Below are 14016 nucleotides of genomic sequence, written 5' to 3' on the forward strand. Positions count from 1 at the left end.
ATAATTATTCCATTAAGAATTTTTTTATTACATAAATAATAGCTTGATTTTTTATTATTAATTTTTATAATAGCTTATATTTCTTATACTAACTACATAGACATTAGTATAAATCAAATTTTATAGGAGGTATTATGCATTCTTTGAAGAAATTCTTTAATTATGATACTAGTCAAATAGATTTCTTTTCTATTAAAAGTATTAATGTTAATATCCCTTTAAATAATATTAATACTTGCAATATCGTTTCTTACACTTGTGATCAAAGTATTAATAATTGGGAGTTAGTTGATAATTCTGTAAGATTAAATATTTCTTTCTTATTTAAAATTTTATATACTGTACCAAATTCATCTGCTTTAAGTATTTTTAAATATGAATATTATTGCTATGATCTAATTACTTTGCCAAATAAAATTGATGGATTTGATTTACATAAGATTAATATTAAAAAGAAATTAAAGCCTATTTGTGATATTATTTCAATGTCTTTATTAAATTATGATACTTCTTATATTTTAATTTCATTAATAATTATTAATAAAATTGAAATTTTACATTCATTAAGTATTATTTATAATGTGATTGATGAAAAATCTCAAAATTTTTTATATGCATCTGATATCTTATTTAAAAATTTAATTCAATTAAATTTTTCACATAGAGATTATAAACATATTTGTTTTTCTTATTATGAAGATTGTTTTTATTATTATATAAATGATAACATTTATCAGTATTTACTATTAACTAATAATGAAGTCTTTTTATTCAATGATAGTTTATTAAAATGGTTTTGTAACATTTCCAAGAATAAATTTATAATTTATAGAAATAATGAATTTAATAATTATATTATACTTGTAGATATAAAGAATAATTTAGAAACATTAATATATAAATTTAATGAAAAATCTAAAATTAAAAGCTTTAATTTTAGTAATAATATATTAAGTTTTATAGTTTCTACTGAAGAAAAGGAACATTTAATTATTTTAGATATTTATAATGATATTTTATTGAATAAAGAATGTACTTTTAATGATATATATATAAATACTTCTCATGATATTCTAATAGGTACTAATAAAAATAATTTACAATTAATTAATGTTATTGATAAATCAACAACAGATGTTTTAATACCTTTTAATGATTTTATAATTAATAATTTAGTATTTTTTTCAAGTAATATCATTATTATTTCTGGTATATATAATAATGTTAGTTATATATTGTCATTAGATATTAAGAATTTATTATTTAATGAATTATTAAAGGGAAATTTTATTATTTCATCTTTAGAAGTAGATAACAGAGGTAATATAATTTTTTCTTCTAATCAACTTAAACTTTTTAATATATATATTATGAAGCCTGGTGAAAAACCTAAACTAGCATTAAAATTATTTTCTCCGCATTTAAATTTATTAGTTAGAAAGTAGGGATGTTTTTTTATGTTTTTTGAAGATTTACCAATTGAATATTATGGTGTAGATAATAACTCAAAATATAATTCGCCTATAGTAACAGAGAAAATTATACATTTTCCTGATAATATTCATCCCAAAAATATTCTTAAAGTATATAGCGATTTAGATGTGATTTTTAATACTCAAAGTAATACATTAGAAAATATGTATTATTGTATATGTAATATTAAATTTAATATAGAATATATTGATAATAATAAAGATGATACAATAAGCATATTTAATGATTATCTTTATTGCCCTTTATATTTTCCTATTACTAATAATTTTTCTTTAAATAATTTTAATCCTAAAATTTCAAACCTTCACTTAAAGTTATTAAATACATCTGATATTTATGTTTATATATCAATTTCTCCTTATTAAAAGGTCTTTTAATGAATAAAATTTTTTCTATTAAATGTTTAAGTGATAAAAATGCTTTAAGTGACAAGCTGCTCCAAAATATATATGTGCGTACAATTAGAGGAAGTATTGTAACTGATTCTTCTTTTAAAAGTTTATTTGATATTTCTATTAGTTCAGATATAATTAATATTTCTTCTATAAAATTTCAAGATATGAATTTAAATATTTTTAATTGTAAATTTACTTTTAATATTATTAGTATAGATAATTTTGATAAAGCGATTTTTTCTAATTATGATTATAATTTTATAATCAATAATAAAACATTTAATAAAATAGAAAATTGTGAATTACTTTTATTTGATGGTTATGCTTATATAAATTCAGAATTCAATATAGAATTTAATATAGTCGTCGGCCTTGATTTTTCTACAAATAATATACCTAATAATCAAATTGTTAATCCCACAATAGAAAACAATAGTGATTTTATTAATGATAACATTAAATTATTATTTGATAAGGAGTTTATTTGATTTATGAATATTTTATATTATGCTCTTCCCTGTTTTTTAATTGATAGTGAGGTATTTAAATACTCTATTAGCCATTTAAAAACTTTACTAAATTATAGTAAACTAACTAATATTAATCCAATCATCATAAAAGAAAAATTAATATCAAATAATTCATTAAAAGATATTATTCCTGAAATTCCTGAAATTAAATCATTAGATTTCTCTTTGAATAATAATTATAATCTTATAGAATTTGTAAATAAAAATAACATAGACATTTATCATTGCTTTCATAACGGTTTTTCTTTATGTGAAAATTTTAATGCTGCAAAAATATCTACTATATATACAACTTTACCATTAACTTCTGAAAGTTCTTTAGATAATTCATACTATAAAATGTACTTAGATAGAGTTACAAAAACTTTAAATTTCACTGATTCAATTATTGTGCCTTATAATTTTATGAAAAAAGATTTATGTAATTTTTTTTCAATCAATAATAAAAAAATTCATGTTATTCCACCAGTTATTCCATTTAATTTAATAAATAAAAGTAAACCTTTAAGTAAAATCTACGTTAAAAGCAAATTTAATATTACTGGCGACTATTATATTTATATAGGAGAAATAAATCCAAGAAATACTCTTATTGATACTTTAAAATTATTTAAATATTATTCAAATAATAGTAATGTAAAATTAATATTATCTTTAACATATCTTAATAAAAATAAATATCTATATTATGAACTAATTTCTTTTATTGATCGAATTAACTTAACTTCTAAAGTTATTTTTCTTAACTCATTAAATTATGATGATTTTATTAATTTAATAAATTCATCTATATGTTTTATAAACTTAAATCCTTTTAATGAATTAAACATAACTACTTTATATGCGTTATTTTTAAATACAAACATATTGGCATATCAAACTTATAATAACTTAGAATTTTTAGAAGATTACCCTATATATATTTCAAATTATATAGATGCTTATGATATTGATCTTTCTGTGAATAATTTTGAAAAAATTAGTACTAATACTGATGAAATTTATTCTATACTGAATAAATTTCATATTGATGGTGTATTTGAGAGTTTTTATAATATATACCAAAATATTTTATAAGAATGGATGTGATTTAGTGGGATGGGAAAAAAATCTAAATTCTTTTGTATTTGTTCCTAGCAAAAAAATATTACCTGAATTTGATAATTATAAAATAAATTCTACTGTATGTGATTTAAACTATTCCTTATATTTTCCATTAGATGATATCACTAATATATCATATGATATTTCATTATCATATTTAGGTACTTCTATAATATCTTCTAATAATAACAATGACTTTAAACTTCATAACGAATATTTAAAAAATGTAAAAATACTAGTTTCTATAAGAATCGAATATAAAAATAACTTAGAAATTAAATTTTTTAATTTAACGTATGTATTTGGCGATTTTTTGATATGCTGTAATAAAGATTCTACTATAAATATATCACCTGAATTAATATGCTTATGGAAATCTTCAGATAATAAAATTAATTTGACATTTATATACGTCTTGATAGAAAATAGTTCTTAAACTTCTTGCTTTTAGGAAACATGTATTAAATAAAAATTGATGTATATTTTTATAATTAAATATACATCAATTTTTATTTAATCTATTATTATTTAAATTTTCCATTAAGAAATCATTAAATCTATAGATGCATTGGCAAATATTGTATTTTCTTCTATCAATTTAATTTTCTTATTAACTATTTCAAAATTTTTATCATAATTATTTTTATGCAATACTGATTTATCTAAATTTATAAATTTATTTAATAATTTTTTTATTTCTAAATTTCTAATTTCCATTTTATCTATTGGTATATATTCTATATCAAATATTACTTTTGCCATAATAATTATATTTTTTCTATTATTAATATAATTATATCTGAGGTTTGCAATCTCTATATTCATATCAACTAATTCTTGTATCTGTATATTACTATCCAATACTTTATGAATAAATTCTATATCAACTTGTATCATTAATATTATCTCCTATCACTACCTGGTATACAATATATTATTTAACCATTGTAACTACATTATATTTCTTTAGTTAAATAATATTTTATATATAACTTATTTAACTTTCTGTAAAATTAGCAGTTACTATTGCAGATATGTTTGTGTATATTAAATTTTCCTCTCTTAATTCACAATATATATCCTCTATATAGGAATTTATTATTATTTTCTTCTTTCTTAATAAATCTATCATATTAGTGTTATTATGTTCTAAAGGTAAAACAATATATACTGTTTTCACCAATTTATTGTCATTTAAACCTAAAGTATTTTGAAACATATACTTTATTTTCATATTCATTATTAATTCAACTTTTAACTTATACCCACTAAAAAATACACCTTCATTTGATAACATTATAGGGGTTTTTATTATATCAGTTGATTCTATATTTATGTTTACATTAATAGATAAGATTTTCTCTATACTATTGTCCTCTAATTTTATATTACTTTGAAAATCAAATTCTTTAAAATAATTTGATTTTATATTTTTACAATCATCTACACCTAATATTTCAATAAAATTATTTGAACTATTCATATTCCTCCCTCCTTTAATCTTACTTTTCAACTGTTGATAGCAATGTAACCAATACTATTATTTGTTCATTACTTAATAGTTCTGCATTAATTTCTTCTATAAAAATAGATGGTATAAGGATATGAGAATTTACCATATCTTTATGCAGAATCATACCACTAGAAAAGTTCTGTTTATGGTAAATACAATATATTTTGTTCTTTTCATTTTCTGCTAAGTAATCTATTCTTAATTTAACTTCTCCTTCAATAATATATTTTTTACCAGTCAATTCTTGTCCTTCTAAAGACTTTCCTTGTGGTGTATCTATTATTCTTGTACTATTTATTATAGGCTTCATGCTTACCTTTATTATCTCTTTCAATGTGGGTCTATTAAGTGGTAAATCTATTATACTTTCTAAATTAAATTCTTTATAGCAAGTAAGATCTTTAGGAATATATTCTGATATCCCTGAATATTCAATTAAATTTTCATATATGTTAATCATTACATACTCCTTATCTAATATTTATTTTATAACGTGTGGATTAAGTAAATATTAAACTCCACACGTATATAACAATTATTAATCAGCAACTTTTACAAAGTAATGAGCATCTTTATAACTATCCTCTATTACTGTTTGATATACGCCTTTTTCATCTGTGATCATATTGCAAATTGGAATATATTCTGTTCTATAATTTATTAATTCACATCTAAATAAAGTAACCTTTTTATTTTTTACTATGTTTCCATTCTTATCTCTAAGTATTCCAGATATATTAATGTATTTTACTTCTTCCATTTGTATATCCACATACTTTTCATTACATATTCCATTTAAATTCAAATCTATATACTTACTTCTATAATCTTTTTCTTTCTGTACGTTTAAATTATAAGTATAATCTTCTTTTTTATTTTTAATATTATTTTCTTTTTTATTGTAATATTCGTTATTTTTTATTCTTTCATTATATATAATTGACATTTCCTCCTCCCCCTTTTCTATAAAATCATATACATAAAGTATTTTATAATAATATATGATACTTTATATATTTGTGTTTATTAATATATTAGCATTAATAAACATTTTATTTTTATCTATAATTTTTGAGTTTATATCCAAAATTTTTATATCAATATTAAATTCTTCTCCTTCCATAAAATCATATGGTAATAACATATTTGATGTGAATATTTTTTTTGTTGAAAATAAATGTATCTCTTCATTATTTAAATTTGATATATATTCAACTGTATATTGTACCTGTCCTATAATATCCAATTTATATGCTATAATTTCTTTAGAATCATAATCATAATTCCGTTGAATTTTTCTAACATTCTTATTCATTATAGTTGGTGTTAAATAAATTTTAGTTATTTCATATATTTTAGGCTTTATCACTGATATATCTATCATTTCTTCTAGCAAAAGTTCTTTAAATATCCTATTTGTTATTTCAACTGCTACTTCTTCTGTCTTTATTTCAGTATACCGTTCATATTGATGATCATCAGTTTCATAATATACTGTAGCAATTCCATTTACTACTACATCATTACTTCCCCTAATTCCATTATATTTAAAAACTTTTTCAATTATTAATCCATCATTAGGTTTTATTTTTATCAATCCACATATGTTATTAACATATTCCCCATTTAATGTAGTTAAATCTTTAACTTCCTCTAATTCCATTCCGTTCTCTAATCTATAATCTATTTTGATCGGTACAGTTCCATTATTAATTAAAGTAGATGTATATTTTATTTTTTCTCCATTTAATAAAACATTTTTATCAGATGTTAAAAATGTTTTTAAACTAACATTTTCTATTTTATTTGTTAAAGTTTCGCTATTATACTCTTTATATAATTTTTTATTATCAAAACTAAGCTTATAATATCCACCTATTTTATAATATGTTATAATATTTCTATTCACATTTAATTCCTTAACTTTCGCTAAATATTCTATACACAATTCTTCATTTGCAAGTATTTTCCCTATAATTATTCCTTTTCTTATATCTAATTCATTATATGAATTATTTCTTATATTAATTTTATCCTGTATAATTTCTATTTCTTTAGGTATATATAAATTTAAGAATGTTTCTTCTAAATCATGATTACCCATATTTTTTATAATAATTTTAAAATTTGCTATTTCTTCAATAAAAAAATTATTCTTACTGCTTTCTATATAACATTCCAACTCTTCATTTATTATTTCTATATATAATTCTTCTGTTCTCTTTTCTATCATTATTTCTTCATTTTGAAATTTATAATATCCTTTTACTATAAGATTAAATTTCACATTATTTTTCTTATTAAAATCATTTAAATTAATCTTTATAGGAACAATTAATTTTTTATTAACTTCTAAAGTTTCTAATAAATCGCTTTTTTCTTCAATAATTAAATTTATATTTTCTTTATTTTCATATGAAATAAATTCAATATCATATAAATCAACATTTCCTGTATTATTAACTTCTATAAATCCATTTATTTCTTTATTATTTATAAAATAAGGCTTGTCTATTATAGTTTTAGCATTAAATTCTCCATAAACTATTTTGTATTGTTGTTCTTGTAAAATTAATGTATTATATATAGTCTTATTACTCACACCTAGATAACTATATGATACTTCACCACATATTCTTATATCATCATTTAATTCATATGAAATTGTATCAAATTCTATTTCTATAAGTTTAGTTTCATCTTTTTTAATTATAGGAATAATTAATTCTTCATTATTAAAATAACTTGATTCAATTTTTCTTTCATCAAGTTTTATGTTTAAAAATTTAATATTATTTGACTTTTTTAATTTTATTTTTACATCTTCAACTGCAACATTACCTAAATTTTTTAATGTTATATAATATATTTTTTTATCTTCTTTCTTGTAATAACAAATATCTTTTTTATCTTCAATTTCAACTAAAGATGAATATATAATTCTAGTATCTTTAAAAGTAATATCTATTTTTTTTAGTATTTGATTTTCTTCATACTCTAAATGAGAAGTACTTATTAACCAATCTGAATATGAACTCTCTTTAACTCTCAATTTATATGTTATATTTACACTTTCCCCTATATCTAATAAACCTATATCTATCCCGTCATATATATTAGCTTGTTTAATAATTTTATTATTTATTTTAAAAGAATCCTTTACAAATTCACTATTACTATTTATCTCCTCTTTAAATATCAAATTTTCACATTTTTTATTTCCATTATTTTTTATATTTAAATAATATGTTACGCAATCACCTATTGTACAAATTTTTTTATTACATTCTTTACTTGGTATTTCACCATTTAAATTATTTAAAACAACTCCACAACCTACTAATTTAACTTCATTAGATTCATATAATTTTTTTACATTCTCTCCTTTTTCCTGATTAAAATATTCATATTCTAATATAATTTTAATATTTTTTTCTTCTATATCTGGTTTTTGAATATAAACTTTTGATTTTAAACTCAACTCTTCACCACAAAATTTATTTAGTTTTATACCATCAAATATATTCTCATCTTCAATATTTCTATCATTGATTACTATATTATTTATTCCTATATTATTTGATGCTTTTAATTTAATATTTAATTTTTCTATTGGTATGTTTCCTATATTATAAACTTTAAAATCTAAAGTAATTGAATTATTAAAATATACAGTATTACTAGAGAGTGTTAATGAATTTTTTTCTATAGACTTAACGCCAAAATGCCCTTCTCTTACATAAATAGGAATACTCTTTTCTACTGAATTTTTAATCCTATACTTATACGTATAATCATCAAAATAATCATAAGTTACTAATGTTTTTAAATTTTCTTTAACATTATTTACTCCTATTACTTTCCCTAAAACTATAATTTCTACTGATTTTAATGGCTCTAGAACGCCTACTGGAACACTGATTTCATTATTAAATTTAACATTATCAATAATAATACTTTCAATTTCTATATTTTCTGGTAATAATTCTTCTACTATTAAATTAACTGCTTTTATATTTCCGCTATTAGTTATTTTTATTTTTTCAATAATATCATCATTAATATATAATTCTTTCTTATTTATTTCTTTAATTATATCTAGTTTTACACCTTTTACTTTTGTTATAACTTCTTTACTTATTATTTCATTTAAAATATTGTCATCTTCATAATATTTAAGACTTATATGATTATTTATACTACCATTGTGAGGTATATCTTCTACACATACCGTATAGTTTATCCTTAATGAATATCCTGATTTAAATATTGGTATTTTAAATACTTTATTGGAATCTAAAAACTGCTTTTTATCATTTACACATAAACTATTTTCCTTATATTTAGTGCCTTTAGGTATATTTATAATCAAACTTAAATTGTTCATATCTATGCCTAATTTATTTTCAAGATATATACTATATTCTATTTCACTATATAAAGTTGCAATTTCTTTATTAGATTTTATTGATAAGGTACTTTCTAGTAAATGTTTTTTGTTCACTATTCTCACCCCATTTTGGTAAATATGATTATATACTAACTTATCTTTAATATTAAAAATATATGCATAGTTATACTTAATTTAGTATTACTTTCATAAAATAAATAGTAAACATATTTAAAAGGAGTGAATTTAATTGATAAATAATGTTTCTAATTCCTCAGTAAAATATATAGGTATATCTAGTCCATATAAATTTAGTACTAAAAATTTTAAACTTTTTAATTTATCTCATTTAGTTACATTAAATTTAGAAAACTCTTATATAGAAAACATTATTCAAATTCAATCAAATATAAATATACTAAACTATAAAATTATAAAAACACCAATAGGTACTTCATATGATGGTTGTATATTTACTGGAAATAAACTTTTCTTTACTGGTATTATTAATACTACTATTCAATATGTTTTAAATAGCAATTTAAATAATATTTATTTTTATAATACAAAAATATTTTTTGTTGAATCTATAAATTTATGTGATTATTCTCCTTATACGTCTAAAATCACATTATCAAGTAATATCATTGATGTATGTAGTAATAAATTAAATGATTCAAATATTTATTTAACTTTTAATTTATATGTAGAAGCTAATTTTTAAAGAAAGGAGATTTATTCTTGAATATATGTAGTAATGATCTTGAATCACTAAATTTTTTAAAAGAAATTAATTATTTTAAAGAAACAAGTATTAGTGGTTACATATCTCTTAATAATAAATTTGAAGATATAAAAAAGCCCTTAACTCTCTTTACCAATGTTATTATAAATTCTGTTAAACTTTTTACGGGTAATAAGTTAGTTTCTAATGAAGGTCAATACTTAAATACTCATAGATTACTTATTGATTATTCTATAAAGGAGAATTTAAAATATATTAGTTATCATCCACTTAATAATATATTTTTTTATTCCTCTCCAACAATATCTAAATATTGTTATATTTCTCTTCCTAGTTATATTAATAATATTGATATAGAAGATATAATTAATAAAAAATTGTATAACATTTCTCCTTATATAGAAAATGTTGAATTTTGTTATATTGATAAAAGAACCTTTTATTATAATGTGACTATTCTTATTAACTTTTTACCATTAATCAAAAATATTTTATAATAAAAACAGAAAATATTTTTAATTGAGTGAAAAAGTATAGAACTATCCTAAATGAATATTAATATATTTAAGATAGTTCTATTGCTCTTTAAATTTATTTATAAATTTACCCCTTGTTGCAAACAAGTTTTTAAGTCTTCATCAGGTTCACTTATTGATTGTATGTTAAATGTATCTACTAAATATTGTAATACATTTGGACTTATAAATGCTGGAAGTGAAGGTCCTAAGAAAATCCCTTTTACTCCTAATGAAAGTAATGCTAAAAGGTCTGCTACTGCTTTTTGTTCATACCATGATAAGATTATTGATAATGGTAATCCATTTACATCTGTATCAAATGCATCTGCTAATGCTGTAGCAATTCTAACTGCAGAATATGCATCATTACATTGACCAACATCTAATAATCTTGGAAGTCCTGCAACTTCTCCAAAGTTTAATTTATTAAATCTATATTTCCCACATGCAAGTGTAAGGATAACACAATCTTTTGGAACCTTCTCTGCAAACTCAGTATAATAATTTCTTCCTGGTCTTGCACCATCACATCCGCCTATTAAAAAGAAATGTCTGATTTTTCCTTCTTTAACTGCATTAACAATCGCCTCTGCATGACTTAATGTTGCATTATGACCAAAACCAACAAGAATTTCTTTTGGTTCTTCACTTTCTTTAAATCCACCTAGTTCTAGTGCCTTTTCTATTATTGGTGAAAAATCTTTATAACCATCTTTATCAGCCTCAATATATTTAACTCCATCCCAACCAACTACACTTGTTGTAAAAATTCTATCCTTATAAGTCTCTCTTGGTCTCATTAAGCAATTTGTAGTCATTAAAATACAACCTGGTATACCATCAAATTCTTTTTGTTGATCCTGCCAAGCTCCACCATAATTCCCCACAAGATGTTTATACTTTTTAAGACCTGGATAACCATGACTAGGTATCATTTCACCATGAGTATATATATTAATTCCTTTACCTTCTGTTTGTTCTAACAACATTTCTAAATCTCTTAAATCATGACCTGAAACAATAATAAATGGACCTTTTTCAATATGTACATTAACTTTATGAGGACTTGGATTTTGATAAGTTTCAGTATTAGCTTCATCTAACTTTTTCATGACACCCACACTCATCTCTCCAGTTCTCATAGTCATACGAATTAACTCTTCAACAGTTAATTTATCATTTGTTGTACACTCTAATCCTAAAAAATAAAAATTATCAACTTGATTATCATTATAACCTAAGAATCTAGCTTGATGACCATATGCTGCTATTCCCTTTAATCCATAAATTATTGTTTGTCTTAAAGACCTTACATCTGCATCTATCTCTTGATCAAACATAATCCCTGCTTTTTTAGAATCTTTAAGCATTTCATCCTTAGTTTCACTTAAATTATAAGTTGCTTGTTCTGGATATTCTTTATCAATACCTATTCTATCTCTTAGATTTTCTTTTATTTTTTGAGATTCCTTAAGCATTTTAACATGAACTTCTGCATCAAAATTAACATTAGTAAGTGTAGTAAATAAACCATTTTCTACAAAGCTTACAATATCTTTTTCTATTTCTTCACCTTTTTCTATAAGTTCTTTAGCATAACAACTTATTCCTTTTAATTGATATATAAGTAAATCTTGAAGATTAGCTACTTCAGGTGTTTTTCCACATACACCTATTTTAGTGCAACCTTTCCCCCCTGCTGTTTGCTCACATTGATAACAAAACATTGGATTTTCTTCCATATAAAATCCCTCCTTAAATACTAATCTTTATTAGTATTTTAAGAAGGGATTATTTTATTCATTAATTTAAAGCTTTTAATAAATCTTCAATATTTAATCCATGTACAATCGCAGCCTCTTCAAGACTTTCTGCTTGAGCTGAAGGACACCCAACACACCCCATACCAAAGTTCATTAAAATTTGAGGGGCGTTTTCCTTAACACGTATTATTTCACCTATTGTCATATCTTTAGTTATCATCTTATTTTCCTCCTCTTATATTGTTTAATGTAGTTAAATATTTCTTCTCTAAATTTTCTAATATATTTATGTTTTCATTTCTTATAGACACATTCTGATTTTCATAATCTACACACTCTTTATCTATATTTTCTAATATATCAGTATTTAACTCTCTTTGAGCAAATTTATATATAACATTATCTTCTTTTTCAATATGCCTTTTTAATAAATGTGTATAAGAAATAGCATTAGCAATTACATCTAACTTGGCTTCTTCATCACCAACGTTTAAGTTTTCAAGTGCTTCTTCAAGATTTTTTATATATAATCTTCCCAAATCATGTTCTACTAACATTCCATTCTTTATAGTTTTTTCTCCTAAAGCACCTAAGTTTTCTACCATTCTATTAAAAAGTATTATCTCTTCTTTATTATGATGATGTCCATCTGCATAATTTTTAATAAAATTTATCATTGAATAAAAATCATCATAATTCACTTTATCCTCTTTTAATAATTTAAAACATGCATTCCTTACAACATTAAGCATACGCTCAATATATCTATGTTCTTCCATCATTATATCTATTGCATTCATGTTAATTTCTCCTATTAAAACTTATTTTTTCTTAATTGATTTCAATCCATTTTCATGTTCAATATAGTCAAATTCATTATTTATTTCATTAATAAATGCTTTAATCCATAAACCTCTTAATCTATAAAATAAGTCTACATCGCCTTGCTCTTTTTCCCATATATCCTTATGAACACATACTCTTATAGTCCACTCTACAGTACTTTCATTAGCAGTAAATATTTCATTTACTCTATCACATGGCATACCATCTAAAATATAGTCATTTACACTATTAAATATTTCATCAGCACTATTTAGTTTTCCTTTATCTTTTTTAGTTTCTTTAGCTGCTTTTATTGCTTGATTAATATATATTCTTTCCATTCCATTATAAGCTTCCTTATTATTATGAAGAATTTTAGTAGTCCACGCAGCCATTCTTCCTTCTGCAGAATGTATTTTTTCTTGTAGCCATCCATGTATATTACTTGTATCTATCATTTCTTCAAGAGGTTTATTCGGAAGTTTCTCTCCATACTTATCATTAATTTCTTTACTTAAACTTTCAATATCTAAATTCTCACTTTTAGCAAGATTAATTATTTCAGATTCTAGTCCTTCGAACCATAATATTTTATTAAATAACCAATAATGTATTTTTCCTAAATATAAACTCATTTTTATTTTCTCTCCAATCTTTATTTATTTTTATATATTTAAAATTTATTTTTTATTTAAGTCTTCTTTAAATTTGTTCTTGTCTACAATAGAAATTATATTAT

Annotated in this window: 16 protein-coding genes; 7 read left to right on the plus strand and 9 right to left on the minus strand. The window is 21.5% G+C overall.

The features are described 5' to 3' along the window. Positions 1-134: 134 nt before the first annotated feature. The 5 genes from KYD98_RS04080 to KYD98_RS04100 are packed head-to-tail and all read left to right on the plus strand — an operon-like array spanning position 135 to position 3959. On the plus strand, positions 135-1445 hold the full coding sequence (locus tag KYD98_RS04080) for a hypothetical protein (protein ID WP_219778307.1): 1311 nt from the start codon (positions 135-137) through the stop codon (positions 1443-1445). Between the two features lie 12 nt (positions 1446-1457). Then, positions 1458-1859: a hypothetical protein gene (locus tag KYD98_RS04085; RefSeq protein WP_219778308.1), complete on the plus strand. Its 402-nt coding sequence runs from the start codon at positions 1458-1460 to the stop codon at positions 1857-1859. An 11-nt stretch (positions 1860-1870) separates the two neighbouring features. Continuing rightward, the gene (locus tag KYD98_RS04090) at positions 1871-2377 is read left to right on the plus strand and encodes a hypothetical protein (protein ID WP_219778309.1); all 507 of its coding nucleotides are present in this window, start codon (positions 1871-1873) and stop codon (positions 2375-2377) included. A 3-nt stretch (positions 2378-2380) separates the two neighbouring features. Beyond that, entirely contained in the window at positions 2381-3496 is a 1116-nt protein-coding gene (locus KYD98_RS04095) for a glycosyltransferase (RefSeq protein WP_219778310.1), read from the plus strand. Between the two features lie 16 nt (positions 3497-3512). Next, positions 3513-3959, plus strand: coding sequence for a hypothetical protein (locus KYD98_RS04100; protein WP_219778311.1), 447 nt, complete (start codon positions 3513-3515; stop codon positions 3957-3959). 104 nt (positions 3960-4063) lie between these two features. Here the strand turns inward: KYD98_RS04100 and KYD98_RS04105 are convergent, their stop codons facing one another. The 5 genes from KYD98_RS04105 to KYD98_RS04125 form a co-directional block, all read right to left on the minus strand. Next, positions 4064-4420: a hypothetical protein gene (locus KYD98_RS04105; RefSeq protein WP_219778312.1), complete on the minus strand. Its 357-nt coding sequence runs from the start codon at positions 4418-4420 to the stop codon at positions 4064-4066. 100 nt (positions 4421-4520) lie between these two features. Then, on the minus strand, positions 4521-5006 hold the full coding sequence (locus KYD98_RS04110; protein ID WP_219778313.1) for a hypothetical protein: 486 nt from the start codon (positions 5004-5006) through the stop codon (positions 4521-4523). 19 nt (positions 5007-5025) lie between these two features. Continuing rightward, positions 5026-5496: an SPOCS domain-containing protein gene (locus KYD98_RS04115; protein WP_219778314.1), complete on the minus strand. Its 471-nt coding sequence runs from the start codon at positions 5494-5496 to the stop codon at positions 5026-5028. Between the two features lie 78 nt (positions 5497-5574). Further along, positions 5575-5982, minus strand: coding sequence for a hypothetical protein (locus KYD98_RS04120; RefSeq protein WP_219778315.1), 408 nt, complete (start codon positions 5980-5982; stop codon positions 5575-5577). Between the two features lie 63 nt (positions 5983-6045). Continuing rightward, positions 6046-9540, minus strand: coding sequence for a COG1361 family protein (locus KYD98_RS04125; RefSeq protein WP_219778316.1), 3495 nt, complete (start codon positions 9538-9540; stop codon positions 6046-6048). 136 nt (positions 9541-9676) lie between these two features. Between KYD98_RS04125 and KYD98_RS04130 the strand changes: the two genes are divergently transcribed. Next, complete coding sequence (locus KYD98_RS04130) at positions 9677-10150, plus strand: SPOCS domain-containing protein (protein ID WP_219778317.1); 474 nt, start codon at positions 9677-9679, stop codon at positions 10148-10150. A gap of 17 nt (positions 10151-10167) precedes the next feature. Further along, complete coding sequence (locus KYD98_RS04135) at positions 10168-10668, plus strand: hypothetical protein (protein ID WP_219778318.1); 501 nt, start codon at positions 10168-10170, stop codon at positions 10666-10668. Between the two features lie 98 nt (positions 10669-10766). Here the strand turns inward: KYD98_RS04135 and hcp are convergent, their stop codons facing one another. The 4 genes from hcp to KYD98_RS04155 form a co-directional block, all read right to left on the minus strand. Beyond that, positions 10767-12431, minus strand: coding sequence for a hydroxylamine reductase (gene hcp, locus KYD98_RS04140; RefSeq protein WP_219778319.1), 1665 nt, complete (start codon positions 12429-12431; stop codon positions 10767-10769). Between the two features lie 61 nt (positions 12432-12492). Continuing rightward, on the minus strand, positions 12493-12672 hold the full coding sequence (locus KYD98_RS04145) for a DUF1858 domain-containing protein (protein WP_219778320.1): 180 nt from the start codon (positions 12670-12672) through the stop codon (positions 12493-12495). Position 12673: 1 nt separating this feature from the next. Beyond that, positions 12674-13252: a hemerythrin domain-containing protein gene (locus tag KYD98_RS04150; protein WP_219778321.1), complete on the minus strand. Its 579-nt coding sequence runs from the start codon at positions 13250-13252 to the stop codon at positions 12674-12676. Positions 13253-13273: 21 nt separating this feature from the next. Further along, complete coding sequence (locus KYD98_RS04155; RefSeq protein ID WP_219778322.1) at positions 13274-13912, minus strand: hypothetical protein; 639 nt, start codon at positions 13910-13912, stop codon at positions 13274-13276. Positions 13913-14016 lie beyond the last annotated feature (104 nt).

Origin of the sequence: Clostridium weizhouense (assembly GCF_019431045.1) — a bacterium.
Lineage (GTDB): Bacteria > Bacillota > Clostridia > Clostridiales > Clostridiaceae > Clostridium > Clostridium weizhouense.